Below are 17,206 nucleotides of genomic sequence, written 5' to 3' on the forward strand. Positions count from 1 at the left end.
TCGGGGATCACGCCTAGGGCCTGCCGCCGGGCGCGCGCATGGCAGGAGGAAATCCAAGCGACCGACCCCCAGAAGGCGGCACAGACGCTTGGCATCACAATGACTTACTTGCTGCGTTCGACCTGTTCGAATTCGAGTTCGACCGGGGTGGCGCGACCGAAGATCGAGACCGACACCTTGACGCGGCTGCGGTCGAAATCGAGTTCCTCGACGATGCCGTTGAAGCTCGCGAACGGGCCGTCGAGCACCTTGACCGAATCGCCGATCTCGAAGTCGACCTTGACCTTCTGCTTGGGCGCAGCGGCGGCGGCTTCGTCCTTGGTGCTGAGCATCCGGGCAGCTTCCGATTCCGGAATCGCCTGCGGCTTGCCGTTCGGCCCGAGGAAGCCGGTCACCTTCGGGGTGTTCTTGACGAGGTGATAGACGTCGTCGTTCATGTTGAGCTTGGCGAGGACGTAGCCCGGCATGAACTTGCGCTCGACCGCGATCTTCTTGCCGCGGCGGGCTTCGGTCACGGTCTCGGTCGGAACCTCGATCTGCTCGACGAGCTGCTCGAGCCCCATGCGGGTCGCCTCCGCCATGATCGCGTCGCGGACCTTGCCCTCGAAACCCGAATAGGCGTGGATGATGTACCAACGTGCCATGTCGTCTGTCTGTCCGTTATTTCGCGAGGGTCAGCAGCAGGTGGACGATCGTCTCGAACGTGGTGTCGATGACGAAGAAGAAGACGCCCAGCAGCGTGGCCATGATCACAACCATGAGCCCCGTCATCAGCGTTTCGCGCCGCGTCGGCCACACGACCTTCTTGGTCTCGGCCTGAACCTGACGGATGAATTCGAGAGGAGTCGTCTTCGCCACTGTGCTGCACTCGTGTTTTTCGCCGAAGGATGGGACATGGGCCCGCTGCCCGGCCCTGTGAAGGGCCGATGACGGTCATTCCCAATTTCGGAATGAAACGACCCTAATCCGCACCGCCTGCGAAATCAAGCTGGCGCGAGAAAGGCGGTGATTCTGGAAAGTGGCAGGGGAGCACGGACTCGAACCGTGGGCCTTCGGTTTTGGAGACCGACGCTCTAACCAACTGAGCTACACCCCTATCGAGGGCTTCCTTATCGCGACATTTTGCGGATCGCAAGCGGATCAAGCAATCGCGAGATCCTGTGCCGCCCGCAATGCGACATCGCGCGCATCCTCGACCAGCAGCGGGCGCCCGAAATAATAGCCCTGCACCTTGGTACAGCCGAGGTCGCGGACCATGCGATATTCCTCTTCGGTTTCCACGCCTTCCGCGGTCGTGGTCATGCCGAGGCTCTGCGCCAGCGCGATGACCGCGCGAACGATCGCGATCGCCTCGCGTACGCCCTTCGACGCGTCGGTAACGAAGCTGCGGTCGATCTTGATGGTCGAGAAGCGCGTGCGACTGAGATAGCCGAGCGACGAATAGCCGGTGCCGAAATCGTCGAGACTGAGCCGCACCCCGAGCGCCAGGATCCGGTCGAGCACTTTCACAGCGGTCGTATCGTCGCGCATGAAGACGCTCTCGGTGACTTCGAGTTCGAGCCGCCGCGCGGGCAGCCCCGATGTGCTCAGCGCCGATGCGACGATCGCGACGAAGCCGGGGTGGTGCAGTTGTTCGGCCGAGACATTGACCGCGATTCGCGCGGTGCCGGGCCAGCGCGCCGCCTCGTTGCACGCGGCGCGAAGCACCCATTCGCCGATCGGCGCGATCAACCGCGCATCTTCCGCCAAGGGGATGAATTTGTCGGGGGAGACCACGCCCAGTTCGGGATGCGTCCAGCGGACCAGCGCCTCGAACCCGATCAGCCTACCGGTCATGGAATTGACGACCGGTTGATAGCAGATGTGCAGTTCGTCGTTGCTCAGCGCATGGCGCAGCGCCTGTTCCAAGATGCGCCGTTCCTCGGCAACGACATGGAGTTGTGGTTCGTAGCGATGATAGGTGCCGCCGCCCGCATCCTTGGACCGGTACAGCGCGAGATCGGCGGAACGGATCAGCATCTCGGCAGTCCGTCCGTCACGCGGACCGATCGCGACGCCGACGCTGGCGCCCGTGTACAACGTGTGCTGGTCCAGGTCGTACGGCTGCCCCAGGGCATCGACGATCGTCTGAGCGAGCCGCTCGACCCGCGCCGAGTCGCCTGCGTCGCGCACGACCACCGCGAACTCGTCCCCACCCAGACGTCCGATGATCTCATTGTCGGTCATCAGCAGCGCCAGCCGTTCCGCGACGCGCCCGAGCAACCGGTCCCCGACCGGATGGCCGAGCGTATCGTTGACCGCCTTGAACCGGTCAAGATCGATCATCATGAACGCGCAGCGGCTGCCCCATTTCGCGGCGTCGGCCATCGCGTCGGCGAGCGTTTCGTTGATCAACAAGCGGTTGGGGAGGTCGGTCAGCGTATCGAAGCGTGCCATCCGGTTGATCTCGTCGGCTGACGCGCGCTGTTCGGTCACATCCGATCCGACCCCGCGAAAGCCGATGAACACCGCGCGTTCGTCATAACGGGGATTGGCGGTGATCTCGAACCAGCGTTCGCTGGAGCCGACCTTGACCGGCAGCACCAGGCCGCGGAAGGCGTCGCGCCCTTTCAGGAATTCGGCGAGCTGGCGCAGTTCGGGCGGGAACGCGCTCGCCTTCCACGTCGGCCCGGCGAGCACCTCGAGCAGCGACTTTCCATTCACGGTTTCGACGTCGAGCCCGACGGAAGCGGCAAAGCGCGGCGAAGCGCGCACGACGCGGCGGTACGCATCGGTTTCCCACAGCCAGTCGGACGAATGTTCCTCCGCCTCACGCAGCAGCAGGCTGACGGTCTCGTCGCGTTCGGCGATCGCGATCTCGCTTGCGCGCAACAGGACGAGCGCCTTGGCACGGGTGAAGCACGTCACCATCAGGACGACCGTGAACGCAAGCACCGCGGGCACGAGCAGCGGGCTTTCGGTCAGCAGCATCATCGCCGCGGTCGCGCCCCCCAGGATCGCGAGGAAACTCAGCGTTGCGAGCGGCAGCGCGGCGATGGCGATGGCGGATGTCGTCATCAGCAACGACAGCGCGACGCACAGATACAGCGCGGTTGCGGTGTCGCCGCGCAGTCCGGTGAAGATCGGCGGGATCGACCAGACGACCCCGAGCAGAATGCCGTCGAGCAAGGTCTGGCGAATGTCGTTCAGCCGTGCCGAATAGGCGGAGCGGTGTCGCGACGCATGGCGTCGAACTGCCACCACGACACTGGCGAGCGTGGTCACCGCACCCCAGATTGCCAGTGGCCAGAGCGGGACGGTGTGCGACAGGATCGCCACGACCAGCACCGCCCCGATCCCGTTTGCGATCACGAGAAAGCTGGCGAGCTTGCTCCCGGCATGAAGCTGTGCGGCGCGAATCGGACCCCAATCGGTCGCGTCCGCGGGATCCTGCAGGCCAAGCAAGGCCTGTACGTCGATCCGCGGCTCGGCAAATTGGGAGGAGGGCGGAGCGTTCACACCGCCCGTCGTAGGACCCGTAAGGTTAGCAGTTCGTTATAATGCAGTCGCGAAGGTAAGATTTAACCGCATTATACCTTCGCGCTGCCGCGTTGTGCCGCGTTATGCTGCCAGATCGTAGGGTTTGATGTCCCCGCTCAAGTACAAATTCCGCGCTTTTGCACGGCTCAATTTACCGGAACTGGTCCGCGGCAGCGTCCGCGGGGGAATCAATTCGATGACACAGTTCATCCCCGTGACCGACCGGACCCGCTCGCGGATCTCTTCGCGCAAGCGCACGCGTTCGGCATCGTCAGAGCTGCGGCACTGTACCAGGACCGCAGGGGTTTCCTCGCCGCCGGGGGTGGTGATCGCGAAGGCGGCAATGTCGCCCGCCTTGAAGCCGGGCAATTGCTCGACCGCCCACTCGATGTCCTGCGGCCAGTGGTTGCGGCCGTTGACGATGATCATGTCCTTGGCACGGCCGACGATGTAGACGTAACCATCGGACAGATAGCCCATGTCGCCGGTGTCCAGCCAGCCGTCGACCATGCATGCGTCGGTCGCGGCGTCGTCGCGGAAATAGCCGACCATCAGCGACGGGCCCGAGCACCACACCTTGCCAATCGCGCGTTCGGGCAGGGGGGTGCCGTCCTCTTCGCGGATCTCGACGGTCATGTCCTTCACGGGTTTGCCGCAATTGACGATCGCGCGATAACGCTGCGGGCGATCCTCGCCAGCCGCGACGCCGGACAATTGCGTTTCCTCGACCAGTTCGACCCGAATTCCTTCGGACGGTGGCATGATCGACACCGCGAGCGTCGCCTCGGCAAGGCCGTAGCTCGGGAGGAATGCGCTTGCCTTGAAGCCTGCGTCCGCAAAGGCGTCGACGAACGACTGCATCACGTCCGGGCGAATCATGTCCGCGCCATTGCCTGCTAGCCGCCAGCGCGACAGGTCGAAGCGTTCCGACGCCTTGGTCTGGCTCGACATGCGGCGCGCGCAGATGTCGTAGCCAAAGGTCGGCGAGTAACTGATCGAATTGCCGTCGTTGCGGCTGATCATGTCGAGCCATGCGAGCGGACGCCGGGCGAAATCCTCGGTCTTCAGGTAATCGGTCGAGACCTGGTTGGCCACCGGCGACAGGAAGCAGCCGACGAGGCCCATGTCGTGATACCACGGCAGCCACGAGATGCAGCGGTCCGCTTCGACCAGCTGCATGCCGTACGCATGGGCGGTCAGATTGTTGAGCAGTGCGTGATGCGTGATCGCGACGCCGTGCGGGAAGCGGGTCGAGCCGCTCGAATATTGCAGGTACGCGACCTGATCGCCGGTGGCCTGCGGGAGTTGGACGTCGGGTGCGGGGCGCTGGACGAGTTCGGACCAATCGATTCCATCGGTGCCGGCAGCGCGGGCCGCATCGACCCCCATCTGCGCGAGTTCGGGCGGGTAGATCAGCAGCACCGGCTCGCAGCTCGAAAGCTGGACGCGCAGTTGCTCGACGTAGGAATCGCGTCCGCCGAAGGATGTCGGCAGCGGCAGCGGGACCGGCCATGCGCCGGCATAGACCGCGCCGAAGAACAGCGCCGCGAAGTCGGGGCTGGTCTCGGCGACGATCGCGATGCGGTCCTCGGGCTTGATCCCGGCGGCGACCAGCCGGCGTGCCATCGCGATCGCATCGTCGCGCAGTTCGGCAAACGGATAGGCGCGGGTCAGCGACCCACGTGCGTCGTGAAAATTAAGCCCGCGTTGACCTGTTGCAGCGTAATCCAGCGCCGCCCCAAGCGTTTCAAAATCGGCGAATCGCCGCGGGAGCGAATCTTCGGTGGGCGTAGCGACCGGCTTCGGCGTTTCGGCCTCGAGGTCCTGCGTGCCCGCAACGTCAACTGTCATCTGTATCTGCGCCCTCGATCGTGGCTCTATTATTTCGGCCACGCTTATGGTCCCTTTCGGCAAGCACCCCTGCTTATGCCAAGCGTTCAAAATCCGGTTCGAGTGTGGCACAATGATGGCGTCATGTACCAGCGCCCTGAGAACCAAACCCGAAAGCGGGAGAAAAAGCCAGTCCCTCCGCTAGATAGCGGCGCACTGGAGCGGCTCGCCTTACGCTATGTCGAGCGATTTTCAACGACGCGTGCGAAATTGGTGACATATCTGCAGCGCAAGATCCGCGAACGCGGGTGGGAAGGGGCCCACCGCGACCCCGTCGCGATCGCGGAGAAGTTCGCCGAACTGGGCTATATCGACGATCGTGCCTTCGGCGAGGCGCGCGCGGCCGCGATGGGGCGGCGCGGTCTGGGGCAGCGTCGCGTGGCGGGCGCGCTACGCGAAGCCGGTCTCGATGAGGCCGATAGCGCCGCGATCGTGCCAGAAGTCGAAGATCGCGCATTGGAAACGGCACTGGCTTTTGCGAAACGCCGTCGAATCGGACCGTTCGCGCTACAGCAGGCCGATGCTCCGATGCGGGAGAAACAAATCGCGGCGATGATCCGTGGTGGTCATGGCTTTACGATCGCGCGCAAGATTGCGAGCCTTGCGCCGGGGGAAAGTTTCGACCCATTTGAATAGTTGTGCGATACTGATACTCAATATTACTTTAAACGCGTATGTAACAAGAATAGTGGTCCGGGTACGTCGGGCCTATGGATCGGGCCCGAACTCATGCTATGGGCCTGAGCGGGGGACTTTCTAACATGCGTGATGAACCGATTCCGGCGTATGGGGAGCTGGATCGCGAGGGTCGAATGAATGATGAAGCCGGCATCGTGAACGAAGACTCACGGCGCTATACAGGCGTTCTCAAGTGGTTCGACATGACTCGGGGTTTTGGCTTTCTTGTCGCCGACGAAGATGGGATTGGCGATATTCTGATTCACTTTTCGGTACTGCGCCCGCATGGGCGGCGCAGTTTGCCGGAAGGTGCGCGGCTCGAATGTATCGCGTCCTTGCGCGAGCGCGGGCTGCAGGCCAGCGAAATCCTGTCGATCGACCTGACCAACGCGGTCGAACCGCCGCCGAAGGTGCGCAGCGAACCGCAACGGCCCGATCCGTCGGCGCTGATCGAAGGGGCGGGGCCGTACGAACCTGTTACGGTGAAGTGGTTCAATCGTCTCAAAGGCTACGGTTTTCTGGTGCGCGAAGACAATTCGGGCGATATCTTCGTCCATGTCGAGACCTTGCGCCGTGCTGGTTTCGAGGAAGTCGAGCCAGGACAGGTACTTTCCGCCCGCATGGTGTCCGGAGAGAAGGGACCGCTGGCGGTAACGGTCGAACCGAAGATCTAGGACCTGCGTATGTTTAGGCGTTCAACTGCCGTCATCGGCCTTATCCTGCTGACGACGATGAGCGGTGGTTGCGCACCTGCCGCCGAGCAGGAAGCCGCGGGTCAGGCCGAAGCCGCGGCGGGCATGGTCGCGGTAACGGTGACGAGCGCGAACGGCCCGCACCGTCTGCTCGTTGAATCCGCGACGACCGAGGAAGAACAGCGGCGCGGGCTGATGTTCCGCACCGACATTCCTGAGAACGGCGGGATGCTGTTCGCACCGTATCCACCGACGGGCGAACCGAAGGAAGCGAGCTTCTGGATGAAGGATACGCCGACACCGCTCGACATCATCTTCATTCGCCCCGACCGGACGATCGCGCGGATCGCCGAGAACACCATTCCCCAGTCCGAAGTCCCGGTCGCGTCGGGCGAACCCGTCGGCGCGGTGCTGGAGCTCCGCGGCGGCCGTTCGCTCGATCTCGGCATCAAGGAAGGCGATCGAGTCAGCTGGACGGCACCGAAGGCGCGTTGATCGCGGTTGATGGCAGCACCGTGGCGCGCTAAGCGCTACCGCATGGGCATCAATCTCAATCCTTTCACCTGGTGGACCGGCGCGAGCTGGGGCACCGCATTCGGGCTTCGCGGCAAGGCGCGGATGGGCGAGGATTCGCTCGGCAACGTCTATTACGAAGGCGGACGCGATACTGCGGGCAATCCGCGGCGCTGGGTCATCTATAACGGTATCAACGATACCAGCCGGATCGCACCCGAATGGTTTAGCTGGCTGCATCATCAGGTCGCCGACGTGCCGGAACGCTCGCTTCCCGCGCCGCGCGCTTGGCAGCTTCCGCCCGAACCCAACATGACGGGCACTGCGCTAGCGTATCGCCCGAGCGGTGCGATGGAAAAGGGCGGTGTTCGCGCGCAGGCGACCGGGGATTACGAAGCCTGGACGCCGGACGCGTGATCCGGCGCGCGCTGGGCGCGGCCGGTGTGGCCGCGCTGCTGGCGACAACGGGGTGCGACCGAGCGCAGGATGCTCCCGCCCCGACCCCGACCGAAACCGCCGACACCGCGCTGGATGCGGACACGAGCGGGCAAACCGTGGTGACCGTCGACGTGGCGGGCGGGGTCGACCCCAGCCTTGGCGCGACCCCGATGGCGGAGCGCGTCGCGACGCTCGGCGTCCTCAACAAGCGGAACGGCATTGCGCGTGATGCGACGCTCAAACCCGGCCAGACGCTGCGGGTGGGCGACGTCGTGCTGCGCCTGAAGGCGTGCGAGCAGACCGCACCGTGGGAGCAGGAGCATTACACCGGCGCGTTCGTCCAGGTCGACGTGTCGGGGACCGACAAAGTCTGGCGGCGGGTCTTTTCAGGCTGGCTGTTCAAGGAGCGGCCCGGCCTGAACGTCGTCCAGCATCCGATCTATGACGTGTGGGTCAAGAGCTGCGCGATGACCTTCCCCGAGGGCGGCCCGGAGTCGACTGCCGCGGGGGCCGCTTCCGGTGCTACGGCACCGCGGTCGAGCGCGAAGAAGTCGCCGACGCCCGACGCCGAAGCATCCGAGCCGATCACGCCCGAAAGCGCCTCGGACAATTCCACCAGATAAGCCGCGCGCGGGATTTCGACCGCGCCGAGCGACGCCAGATGCTCGGTCATGAACTGACAGTCGAGCAGCGTAAACCCGCCGACCTGAAGCCGCGCGACGAGCCAGGCGATGGCTACCTTGGATGCATCACGCGCCCGGCTGACCATGCTTTCCCCGAAGAAGGCGCGACCGAGCGCAAGACCGTACAGTCCCCCGACGAGCGTATCGCCGTCCCAGACTTCCACGGAATGCGCGAAGCCGAGTGCGTGCAGGCGGTTGAAGACGTCCTCAATGTGCGGATTGATCCAGGTGTCGGGGCGGTTGGGGACCGATTCGGCGCAGAGCCGCATCATCGCGCCGAACCGCTGATCCACGGTGACGCGAAAGCGCTCGCGCACGATCGTCTTGCGAAGCGATTGCGACAGATGGAATCCGTCGAGCGGCAGGACCGCACGATCCTGCGGTTCGACCCAGTAGATCTCGTCCGCATCGCGACTGTCCGCCATCGGAAACACGCCGACCGCATAGGCGCCGAGCACGATTTGCGGGTCGAGCGGTTCGAACGGCACTACGGGTGCCTCGCGTGACGGGGAACTGGTCATGCGGCGATACGGCGTTCGATCGCCTGCCATAGCTGCGAGAATGCGGCGGCGCCGGCGGAGCGCGGCGCGAAACTGCCGATCGGTGCGCGGCGGGCGGTGACCTGTTCGATCAGGCTCGCGGTCGGGATGACCGGCCAGTCGGGATTCCGCGCCAGCGCGTCGGCATGGAGTTTGCGGCGACCGTCGACCATCGAATGTACCGGCATCACGTCGGTCCTGCCGCCCAGATGCCGGATCACGTCGGCCAGCGCGCGTTCGGACAAAGGGGAGGGGATGACGGGCACCACGATCAGGTCGGCGGCGCGCATGACCTGTTCGGTCGTCTCGGTCAGGCCGGGCGGGCAATCGAGCAGGATTCGGTCATATGTCTTGCGAAGCCCGCTCAACAGCTTTTGCAGGCGCTTCTTCTTGTCCATTTCGTGGAACAGCAGATCGAGCCCGCGAAGCGACGCGTCAGCGGCGATCAGGTCGAGCCGTGGGATTGCCGTCTGCTGGATCAGCGGATCGGGTGTCCCATCCTTGACGAAGATCGATTGCGCGTGGGGGTGACGTCTGGGTTGATCGGCGCCTGGCGACAGCAGGAAGCTGCTCGCAGCTTGCGGATCCAGATCCCACAGAAGCGTGCGGCGCGACGACTGGATGGCCGCGGACCACGCCAGATTTACCGCGATCGTCGTCTTTCCGACGCCGCCTTTGAGACTGTAAATCGCGATCGTCGACACCGGTAAGCCCTTCGCCCAGGAATGGCCATCGTGCCGGATGCCGACGATGCGCGCAATGAAGGAGCGTTACAGGTCGCAGAGCTGCTTGGGCTTGCCCGGCTGAGTCAGCGTCACCGCCTTGACGGTTCCGGTCATCTCATAGCCATCGGCCTTGAACGGGTCGCCCGCCTTTTCGGCGGTCAGCTTGACCGGGGTGCCGGTCTGCGTCGCCTTGACCAGCGCCTGCTTGTCGCCCTCGAAGAAGGTCACGTACACAAGGCTGTTGTCGGCGCAACGGAACGTCGCTTCCTTCTTGATCGCAGGCGGCAGTTCGACCGGCGCACGATTGGCGATCTCTGCGGCCAAGGGGTCCGGGGCAACCGAGCTGACCTCGGTTGGCTTGTTGTCACAGGCCGACAGCGCAAGGAGCGCGACGGCAGCGGCGGGGAGGAGTCGATTGAGCATCCAATTTTCTTCGCGCACGCGGTACGGACCGTCAAGACCCTACGGCAGCGGCGGTTCCCACTCTAACGCACTGCAGCAATTATTTCGTGGTAGCGCCACCATTACTCATGGAATTCATCGAGATCGGGAATTCTACCAAAGGCGATCTTGGTGCCTATTCGGTCAATCCTTCCGCCGTTTTGCGGTCCGAGGCTGACCGCGTGCCGACCGAACTTTTCGTTGATCCGGTCCATCGCACGGCTGAGCGCAAGCGTACGGGTTTCGCGGGCGAGGGGGTCATCGGGGTCGAGTAAACCGAACAACGATTCCTGTTCGCCGGCGACGGGCTCGATTTCCCCCAGCGTGACGCCGACCATGCGGACCTGAAAGTCCCCCGGTCGCGCTTTGCCCGCCGCCGCCAGTCGCGGGAACAGCGTTTCCAGCGCCGCCAGGACGACGAAGCTATCCTGCGTCGCCGGCAGCTTGATCGAGCACCGCCACGTCGACTTGTCATCCTCGAACCGCACATGGAGCACGAGCAGGCGCGCGCGATACGCCTTGCGACGCAGGCGGCTGGTGGCTTTGAGCGCGAGGCGGCGTGCGGTCAGCCGCACCGGCACCGCGCTGCGCTTGCCCGGTGAAAGCACGTGGCTGTGGCCGATCGAGCGGCTTTGCGTGGCCTTTTCGGGCAAGTCGACGCCGTGGAGCAGATACCACAAGCGATCGCCGTTGGTTCCGCCCCAGGCGTTGCCCGCATCGCGCGGGCGTCGTTCGCAATATTGGCGGATGTCGTTGATCCCCTCCTGCGCGAGGCGGCGCTCCATCTTCGCGCCGATCCCGCTGATGTCGCGCAACTGGAGGTCGTAGAGCCGCTGCGGGAGCGTCTCCGCGTGGAGAATGACGAGACCATCCGGCTTCTGCAGATCGGACGCGAGTTTTGCGAGCAGGCGGTTGGGCGCGATCCCGACCGAACTCGTCATGCAATCGCCGATGTTGGCGCGGATCCCCGCCTTGATCCGGTGCGCGAGCGCGGTCGCGGCGGCGACGCTGTTCTCATTGTCGAGCAGCCGGCATGCGACTTCGTCGATCGAGCAAACCTTGGTCACGGGGATGTGCCGCCAGATCTCCGCGACGATCGCATCGTGGAATTCGACATATTTGTCGTGGCGGGCGGGCGTGATGATGAGGTCACGGCACAGCCGCTTGGCTTCCCATACCGGCGTGCCGGTCTTGATGCCGAACCGCTTCGCCTCGACGCTCGCGGCGATCGCCACGGTCGTATCGCTGTCGATCGGGGCGACGAGCACGGGCTTGCCCCGCAAGGTCGGGTCGAGTTGCTGTTCGACACTCGCGAAATAGCTGTTGAGGTCGAGAAACAGCCAGCGCAGCGGGCGTGGGGGAAATGCCAACGCAGTGGTCAGGGACTCGGGGGCGGTGGCCATGATGGCGGAACGATACCAGAACATCGGTGTGCGGGACAGGGATCTTGCGCGTGCCGTAGCGCCGTTCACCCGCGGCAAAGCGAAGCTTGCTTGCGGCTGGGCACCCGGACGCATAGCTAACCCCTTATGCACACGACATCGAACACGCTCGCCCTGATCGGCAATACCCCGCTCGTCCTGTTGAAGGGACCGAGCGAAGCTGCCGGCGCGGAAATCTACGGCAAGTGCGAGTTCGCCAATCCCGGCGCGTCGGTGAAGGATCGCGCCGCGCTCGGCATCGTCGAGGATGCGGAAGCGCGCGGGGCGATCGCGCCGGGCGGGACGTTCGTCGAGGGGACCGCGGGCAACACCGGGATCGGGCTTGCGCTCGTCGCCAATGCCAAGGGCTACAAGACGATCATCGTCATGCCCGAGACGCAGAGCCGCGAGAAGATGGACACGCTGCGCGCGCTCGGGGCCGAACTGGTGCTGGTGCCCGCCGCGCCCTATTCGAACCCCGGGCATTTCGTGCACACGTCGCGCCGGATCGCCGAGGAAACGCCCAATGCGGTTTGGGCCAATCAGTTCGACAACATTGCCAACCGCCGCGCGCATGTGACGGGAACGAGCGAGGAAATCTGGTCCCAGATGGACGGGCGCATCGACGGCTTCACGTGTGCGGCGGGTACCGGCGGGACGATTGCCGGGGTCGGCATGGGGCTGAAGGCGCATGACGAATCGGTGTGCATCGCGCTGACCGATCCGCACGGTGCGTCGCTTTACGAGTATTACGCGCATGGCGAGCTCAAGTCCGAGGGGTCCTCGGTTGCGGAGGGGATCGGGCAGGGGCGGATCACCGCCAATCTGGAAGGCGCGCCGATCGACACGCAATTCCGCATTTCCGATGCCGAAGGCATGGAGTGGGTGACGCGGTTGTTGTCGGAGGAGGGGCTTTGTCTTGGCCTGTCGTCGGGCATCAACGTGGCGGGCGCGGTCCGGCTCGCGCGGCACCTAGGGCCGGGATCGCGGGTCGTCACGATCCTGTGCGACACCGGTTTCCGGTATCTCTCGACCCTGTACAACAGGGCATGGCTGGAGGCGAAGGGGCTGGTTGTCCCGGCATGGCTCGCGGTGGATTGAGCTTTGCATCGACAAAGACGTTCGATGACGTTACATTTATACCACAGCCTATGAAAATCATTGCACAAGACGCAGCGCAAACGACGCAGCGGTTCCGGGTCGGGATGATCGGACTCGCCGCGGTCTTGCTATTTATCGGGCTTGCCGCCGCCATCTTCGCAACCGCCAACCATGACCGTCAGGTCGTGGCGATCGGCAGCGCGCGCGAGGACGTCGTCGCCAACATCGTGTCGGGTGCATCCGGGTCGAGCGGTACTGCCGCCAACAAGGAACCGCTTGCCGAACTCGGCGTCGCGCCGAGTGCCGAAGTCGAAAACGCTACTGCCATCGACAATGCGATGTTGCCGCAGGGTGCCGCGCAGCAGTGACTGCCGGACGGGGAAATCGGGCGGGCCGGGACTGGCCGGTTCACGGCTGGGGCGGGTCGGGGAAATCACGGGAAAACATGCCACGGCAACCGATTGCGGGGGGATTCGCCCCCGTCATCGCACGCGTTGCCCGAACACAGCGGGAACGGCTTGAATTAATGTAGATAAATTTGCGCCGAAAACCGTGGGATTAGCTCCGCGGCCCGCTCCATCCCCGGGTTTCCCCTTGTATCCCCGGCTATCCCCGTGGTACCTCTGATTCAACAGGGGCAGCCCGATCTCGCCTGCATTTTGCAGCACTGGGAAACGCAGGAATGCATTTCCCGGACCGGGGGAGGTTCGCCCGCTTGATGCGGGGTAAGCGTGGACGAACGCGGAGATTATCAGGGTGACGGTCTTGGCCTTGTCGATGACAAGGGCCGGGTCGCGATTCCTGCTTCTCTCCGAGCGACGCTGGCAGCCAATGCGCCGCGCCCCGACGGCAAGGATGGCGGGACGGTGATCGTCGGTGTCCATCCCAAGCACAAATGCCTGCGCGCCTACGACCCGGCCTACGTGAAGATCCTGCGCGCCCAGCTCGATGCGCGGGAAGCCGCGCATACCGCTGCGGACGGTGAGCCCAACTATAACTTCAAGCGCCGCGGCGCGAGTGGCGAGCCGGTTCCGTTCGACGGTTCGGGGCGCTTCATCATGCCCGGCTTCCCGCGCGACTATGCCGGGATCGGGGAGCACGCCTTCTTCTGGGGCACGCTCGACTGGATCGAGATCTGGGACCCGAAGACGTTGCTCGACGCCGCGGATGTCGATCCGGTGATGCAGGCGGCATGCCGCTATCACTGCAAGACCAAGGGAGTGGCCCTGTGAGCGAGGCTCCCCACGTCCCCGTCCTGCTCGACGAAGTGATCGACGCGCTCGCGATTGCTCCCGGCGAATGTCACGTCGACGCGACGTTCGGCGCGGGCGGCTATACCCGCGGGATGATGGCGCGCGGTGCACGCGTGATTGCGTTCGACCGTGACCCCGATGCGATCGCTGCCGGCGCGGCGCTGGTCGATGCGTCCGACGGCGCGTTGATGCTCGTGCCTGCGACCTTCTCCGCGCTGGAAGCCGAACTCGCCGCGCGGGATGCCGTGCCGGTGCAGGGCGTGACGATGGATATCGGCGTGTCGTCGATGCAGCTCGACCAAGCCGAGCGCGGCTTCAGCTTCCAGTCGGACGGTCCGCTCGACATGCGGATGAGTCAGGAAGGCGAGAGCGCCGCCGACTTCGTCAACACCGCCGACGAATCCGCGATTGCCGATGTATTGTACCAATATGGCGACGAGCCCCGCTCGCGCCGTGTGGCGCGCGCGATCGTCGCGGCGCGGCCGATTACGCGGACCGGCGAGCTGGCGCACGTCGTTCGTCGGGCGCTCGGGTATAAGGCGCATGACAAGAAGGACCCGGCGACGCGGACCTTCCAGGCGATCCGCATCCACATCAACCGCGAGCTGGGCGAACTGGCGGACGGTCTGGCGGCGGCGGAGCGCGTACTCGCGCCGGGTGGTCGGCTCGCGATCGTGACGTTCCACAGCCTCGAGGACCGGATGGTCAAGCGCTTCCTGCGCGAACGCTCGGGCGGAATGCCCTCGGGGTCGCGGCATCTGCCCGAAGTGGCGGCGAAGCACGCTCCCAGTTTCGAACAGGTCGGTCGCGGCGTGCGCCCGAGCGACGAAGAAATCGCGCGCAATCCGCGCGCACGATCAGCCACATTGCGGACGGCACGACGGACGAGTGCCACCGCCTGGACGGAAGGGGCGTTGTAATGCTGGGGCTGGCTTGGAAGAGTCTGGGATGGTTCCTGGCGAGCGTCGCGGTGGCGCTCGGCTTCCTGCTCGTGCCGTTGCAGGTCGCCGCCGAGCGCAAGAAGCTCGACCGCACCGTCGTGGAAATCGCGCGGGCGGAACGCGAGATTCGCGCGCTCGAAACCGAGTTCGACACGCGCGCCAATCTGGCGCAGCTCGACAAGTGGAACGCCGAGAAGCTCGGGCTGGTCGCCCCTTCCGCCGGACAGTTCGTGGCCGACGAAGCCGCGCTTGCGGCACTCGAGCCGAGCTCGCCCAACGGTCCGCAACTGGCGTCGTTCAAGCCGCTCGCCCCGCTCCCGGCGGCGGATGCGGCCGTGGTGCCCGCCACGGCGGCGGCGGCACCCGTTGCCGTTGCGGTTGCGACGGTGTCCCTCAAGACCGCGCCGGCGTCGGTGCCCGCACCGCGGGCTCAGGCCGCGATCGTTCCGGCACCCGTTTCCCCGCGCACCAAGCCGACGCGCGACGCAGCGCCGGTCGGGCGTACCGCAATGGCCGCGGTGGCAACGCCCAAGCCGCGTGCGGCAGTGGCGATGCTCGATCGCGCGCTGCTCGACGACAGCATGCTGGGCGACTTGCGCAGCGGCGCACGCGCCGAGACCCGATCGCGTAAATGACGACTCTCGTCGCCCGGCCGGTCCCCGCGCGACGGGGTAACGAACAGCGCCACGCGCTGGTCGCGGTCGCGCATGTGCGGCTGATGATACTGATGCTGCTGATCATGGCGGGGTTCGTGCTGGTGATCGGCCGGATCGCGCTGCTCGGCATCCTGAGCGCTCCGGCCGGTGCGGCGAACCTCGCGGTCAATCCGCAAATCCGCGGCGACATTCTCGATCGCAACGGTCAGCCGCTGGCGCGGACGATCGACGCCTGGACGATCGGCGTACGCCCGCCGCAGTTGCTGGGGGACCGGCAGGACCTGGCGGATTCGCTCGCGCGGCTGATGCCGGGACATGACGCCGGCTGGTATTTCCAGAAGCTGACGATGCGCGCCAAGTTCACCTATCTCGAGAAACACGCATCCCCTGATCTCGTCAACAAGGTCCACGCGCTCGGCGAACCCGGACTGGTGTTCGCGCGCGAGCCCGAGCGGCTGTACCCGCAATCGACGATGGCGGCGCACGTACTCGGCTATATCGGCCCGACCGCGACCGATGCCCATATCGCAGGGCGCGCCGGGATCGAGCGTGCGTTCGATGAGCGGTTGAGCGATCCGCGCCGCCGCGGCGAACCGATCTCGCTGTCGATCGACGCGCGGGTCCAGGCCGCGATGGAGAGCGAACTCGGTCGCGCGATGACCAACTTCAAGGCGAAGGCGGCGACCGGCGTCGTCCTCGACGTGCATACCGGCGAGATCATCTCGATGGTGTCGCTGCCGGTGTACAACCCCAACAAGATCAGCGGCACGAGCAGCGACGCGCTGCGCAACAACGTGACCCAGTCGGTGTACGAGCTCGGGTCGACCTTTAAGCCGATCGCGATGGCTGCTGCGATCAACGACGGCGTCATCACCGATATGACCCGGCGGTTCGACGCGACCAAGCCGCTGAAGGTCGGTCGCTTCACGATCCACGACGATCGCGGCGATCCCAAGCGCTGGCTCAACATCCCCGAGACGCTGGTCTATTCCTCGAACGTCGTGACCGCGCAGATCGCTGACCGGATGGGCAAGGAGCGGATGGCGGCGATGTTCACCGCGCTCGGTTTCGGCGAACGCCCCGCAATCGAATTGCGCGAGCGTGCCGGGCCGATCTGGCCGCGCTATTGGGGCCGGACGACGGTGATGACGACCGCCTATGGACACGGCATCGCGATCACGCCGCTGCATCTGGCGAACGCCTATGCCACGCTCGTCAACGGCGGGATCTACCGGCCGACGACGCTGCTCAAGGTTGCACCGGGTGCTGCCCCTAAGGGACGTCGCGTGCTGACCGAGGCGACCAGCGCGCGGATGCGGCAGTTGTTGCGGCTGGTCGTGCTGCTCGGCACCGGGCGCAAGGGCGATGCACCCGGCTACCGTGTCGGCGGCAAGACCGGCACCGGTGAAATCGCCGGTGCAGGCGGCTATTCGCGGAGCAAGAACGTGTCGACGTTTGCCGCCGCCTTCCCGATGGACGCGCCGCGGTACGTCGTCGTTGCGATGCTCGATTCGCCCAACGGGACCGCCGAGACGTTCGGCCTCACCACCGCAGCGTGGAATGCCGCTCCGGTTGTCGGGCGGGTGATCTCACGGACCGGCGCGATGCTGGGGGTGACACCCGACACAAGCCGCGACATTGATGTATCGCAGCTTTTGCCGCTGGTATGGACGGGCGACAAGAAGCCCGCCGCGACTGCAGAATGAAGGATTTGCC

The 17,206-nt window shown here is 65.2% G+C and carries 18 protein-coding genes, 1 tRNA gene and 1 pseudogene; 11 read left to right on the forward strand and 9 right to left on the reverse strand.

The features are described 5' to 3' along the window. Positions 1-104 precede the first annotated feature (104 nt). From nusG to ABIC17_RS11795, 5 genes are all read right to left on the reverse strand, one after another. Entirely contained in the window at positions 105-644 is a 540-nt protein-coding gene (nusG, locus tag ABIC17_RS11775; RefSeq protein WP_131527007.1) for a transcription termination/antitermination protein NusG, read from the reverse strand. Between the two features lie 16 nt (positions 645-660). Continuing rightward, on the reverse strand, positions 661-858 hold the full coding sequence (gene secE, locus ABIC17_RS11780) for a preprotein translocase subunit SecE (protein ID WP_354282007.1): 198 nt from the start codon (positions 856-858) through the stop codon (positions 661-663). Positions 859-1,019: 161 nt separating this feature from the next. Further along, positions 1,020-1,096, reverse strand: a tRNA-Trp gene (locus tag ABIC17_RS11785). Between the two features lie 44 nt (positions 1,097-1,140). Then, on the reverse strand, positions 1,141-3,498 hold the full coding sequence (locus tag ABIC17_RS11790; RefSeq protein ID WP_354282008.1) for a putative bifunctional diguanylate cyclase/phosphodiesterase: 2,358 nt from the start codon (positions 3,496-3,498) through the stop codon (positions 1,141-1,143). Positions 3,499-3,600: 102 nt separating this feature from the next. After that, positions 3,601-5,370, reverse strand: a complete 1,770-nt coding sequence (locus ABIC17_RS11795; protein ID WP_354282009.1) for a fatty acyl-AMP ligase — start codon at positions 5,368-5,370, stop codon at positions 3,601-3,603. 252 nt (positions 5,371-5,622) lie between these two features. Between ABIC17_RS11795 and ABIC17_RS11800 the strand changes: the two genes are divergently transcribed. The 5 genes and pseudogenes from ABIC17_RS11800 to ABIC17_RS11820 all read left to right on the forward strand — a co-directional run. Then, positions 5,623-6,045 carry a regulatory protein RecX gene (locus ABIC17_RS11800; protein WP_502958456.1) on the forward strand — a complete coding sequence of 141 codons (423 nt, stop codon included), beginning with the start codon at positions 5,623-5,625 and terminating at the stop codon, positions 6,043-6,045. Between the two features lie 176 nt (positions 6,046-6,221). After that, positions 6,222-6,761: a cold-shock protein gene (locus ABIC17_RS11805; RefSeq protein WP_354282325.1), complete on the forward strand. Its 540-nt coding sequence runs from the start codon at positions 6,222-6,224 to the stop codon at positions 6,759-6,761. Positions 6,762-6,818: 57 nt separating this feature from the next. Continuing rightward, positions 6,819-7,274 carry a DUF192 domain-containing protein gene (locus ABIC17_RS11810; RefSeq protein ID WP_354282327.1) on the forward strand — a complete coding sequence of 152 codons (456 nt, stop codon included), beginning with the start codon at positions 6,819-6,821 and terminating at the stop codon, positions 7,272-7,274. Between the two features lie 42 nt (positions 7,275-7,316). Further along, complete coding sequence (locus ABIC17_RS11815; protein ID WP_354282011.1) at positions 7,317-7,709, forward strand: NADH:ubiquinone oxidoreductase subunit NDUFA12; 393 nt, start codon at positions 7,317-7,319, stop codon at positions 7,707-7,709. A 191-nt stretch (positions 7,710-7,900) separates the two neighbouring features. Beyond that, positions 7,901-8,134 (forward strand): annotated as a pseudogene (locus tag ABIC17_RS11820) (DUF2155 domain-containing protein); the annotation flags it as partial. Positions 8,135-8,169: 35 nt separating this feature from the next. Here the strand turns inward: ABIC17_RS11820 and aat are convergent. From aat to ABIC17_RS11840, 4 genes are all read right to left on the reverse strand, one after another. After that, complete coding sequence (aat, locus tag ABIC17_RS11825; RefSeq protein WP_354282012.1) at positions 8,170-8,934, reverse strand: leucyl/phenylalanyl-tRNA--protein transferase; 765 nt, start codon at positions 8,932-8,934, stop codon at positions 8,170-8,172. Next, the gene (locus tag ABIC17_RS11830; RefSeq protein WP_354282013.1) at positions 8,931-9,656 is read right to left on the reverse strand and encodes a ParA family protein; all 726 of its coding nucleotides are present in this window, start codon (positions 9,654-9,656) and stop codon (positions 8,931-8,933) included. The genes aat and ABIC17_RS11830 overlap by 4 nt, the downstream gene beginning before the upstream one ends. Positions 9,657-9,722: 66 nt before the next feature. Next, the gene (locus ABIC17_RS11835; protein ID WP_354282014.1) at positions 9,723-10,100 is read right to left on the reverse strand and encodes a hypothetical protein; all 378 of its coding nucleotides are present in this window, start codon (positions 10,098-10,100) and stop codon (positions 9,723-9,725) included. Positions 10,101-10,201: 101 nt separating this feature from the next. Then, positions 10,202-11,488, reverse strand: a complete 1,287-nt coding sequence (locus ABIC17_RS11840; RefSeq protein WP_354282015.1) for a Y-family DNA polymerase — start codon at positions 11,486-11,488, stop codon at positions 10,202-10,204. 159 nt (positions 11,489-11,647) lie between these two features. On the opposite strand from ABIC17_RS11840, the gene ABIC17_RS11845 reads away from it, so the two are divergent. From ABIC17_RS11845 to ABIC17_RS11870, 6 genes are all read left to right on the forward strand, one after another. Beyond that, on the forward strand, positions 11,648-12,640 hold the full coding sequence (locus ABIC17_RS11845; protein WP_354282016.1) for a cysteine synthase A: 993 nt from the start codon (positions 11,648-11,650) through the stop codon (positions 12,638-12,640). A gap of 50 nt (positions 12,641-12,690) precedes the next feature. After that, positions 12,691-13,008 carry a hypothetical protein gene (locus tag ABIC17_RS11850; RefSeq protein ID WP_354282017.1) on the forward strand — a complete coding sequence of 106 codons (318 nt, stop codon included), beginning with the start codon at positions 12,691-12,693 and terminating at the stop codon, positions 13,006-13,008. Positions 13,009-13,371: 363 nt separating this feature from the next. Continuing rightward, on the forward strand, positions 13,372-13,872 hold the full coding sequence (locus ABIC17_RS11855) for a division/cell wall cluster transcriptional repressor MraZ (protein ID WP_354282018.1): 501 nt from the start codon (positions 13,372-13,374) through the stop codon (positions 13,870-13,872). After that, positions 13,833-14,813 (forward strand): 16S rRNA (cytosine(1402)-N(4))-methyltransferase RsmH, encoded by a 981-nt coding sequence (rsmH, locus tag ABIC17_RS11860; RefSeq protein ID WP_354282019.1) that lies wholly within the window; start codon positions 13,833-13,835, stop codon positions 14,811-14,813. Before ABIC17_RS11855 ends, rsmH begins: the two co-directional genes overlap by 40 nt. Further along, positions 14,813-15,469, forward strand: coding sequence for a hypothetical protein (locus tag ABIC17_RS11865; protein ID WP_354282020.1), 657 nt, complete (start codon positions 14,813-14,815; stop codon positions 15,467-15,469). The genes rsmH and ABIC17_RS11865 overlap by 1 nt, the downstream gene beginning before the upstream one ends. Further along, positions 15,466-17,196 (forward strand): peptidoglycan D,D-transpeptidase FtsI family protein, encoded by a 1,731-nt coding sequence (locus tag ABIC17_RS11870; protein ID WP_354282021.1) that lies wholly within the window; start codon positions 15,466-15,468, stop codon positions 17,194-17,196. The genes ABIC17_RS11865 and ABIC17_RS11870 overlap by 4 nt, the downstream gene beginning before the upstream one ends. Positions 17,197-17,206: the final 10 nt, after the last annotated feature.

The sequence above is a fragment of the Sphingomonas sp. PvP056 genome (assembly GCF_040549155.1).
Lineage (GTDB): Bacteria > Pseudomonadota > Alphaproteobacteria > Sphingomonadales > Sphingomonadaceae > Sphingomonas.

Bases quoted from the DNA above. Each gene is read 5' to 3' on its own strand.
- ABIC17_RS11865 (WP_354282020.1), top strand. From the start codon at position 14,813: ATGCTGGGGCTGGCTTGGAAGAGTCTGGGATGGTTCCTGGCGAGCGTC.
- ABIC17_RS11810 (WP_354282327.1), top strand. From the start codon at position 6,819: ATGAGCGGTGGTTGCGCACCTGCCGCCGAGCAGGAAGCCGCGGGTCAG.
- ABIC17_RS11815 (WP_354282011.1), top strand. From the start codon at position 7,317: ATGGGCATCAATCTCAATCCTTTCACCTGGTGGACCGGCGCGAGCTGG.
- aat (WP_354282012.1), bottom strand. From the start codon at position 8,934: ATGACCAGTTCCCCGTCACGCGAGGCACCCGTAGTGCCGTTCGAACCG.
- ABIC17_RS11850 (WP_354282017.1), top strand. From the start codon at position 12,691: ATGAAAATCATTGCACAAGACGCAGCGCAAACGACGCAGCGGTTCCGG.
- ABIC17_RS11870 (WP_354282021.1), top strand. From the start codon at position 15,466: ATGACGACTCTCGTCGCCCGGCCGGTCCCCGCGCGACGGGGTAACGAA.
- ABIC17_RS11845 (WP_354282016.1), top strand. From the start codon at position 11,648: ATGCACACGACATCGAACACGCTCGCCCTGATCGGCAATACCCCGCTC.
- ABIC17_RS11795 (WP_354282009.1), bottom strand. From the start codon at position 5,370: ATGACAGTTGACGTTGCGGGCACGCAGGACCTCGAGGCCGAAACGCCG.
- ABIC17_RS11805 (WP_354282325.1), top strand. From the start codon at position 6,222: ATGAATGATGAAGCCGGCATCGTGAACGAAGACTCACGGCGCTATACA.
- nusG (WP_131527007.1), bottom strand. From the start codon at position 644: ATGGCACGTTGGTACATCATCCACGCCTATTCGGGTTTCGAGGGCAAG.
- ABIC17_RS11835 (WP_354282014.1), bottom strand. From the start codon at position 10,100: ATGCTCAATCGACTCCTCCCCGCCGCTGCCGTCGCGCTCCTTGCGCTG.
- rsmH (WP_354282019.1), top strand. From the start codon at position 13,833: ATGCCGCTATCACTGCAAGACCAAGGGAGTGGCCCTGTGAGCGAGGCT.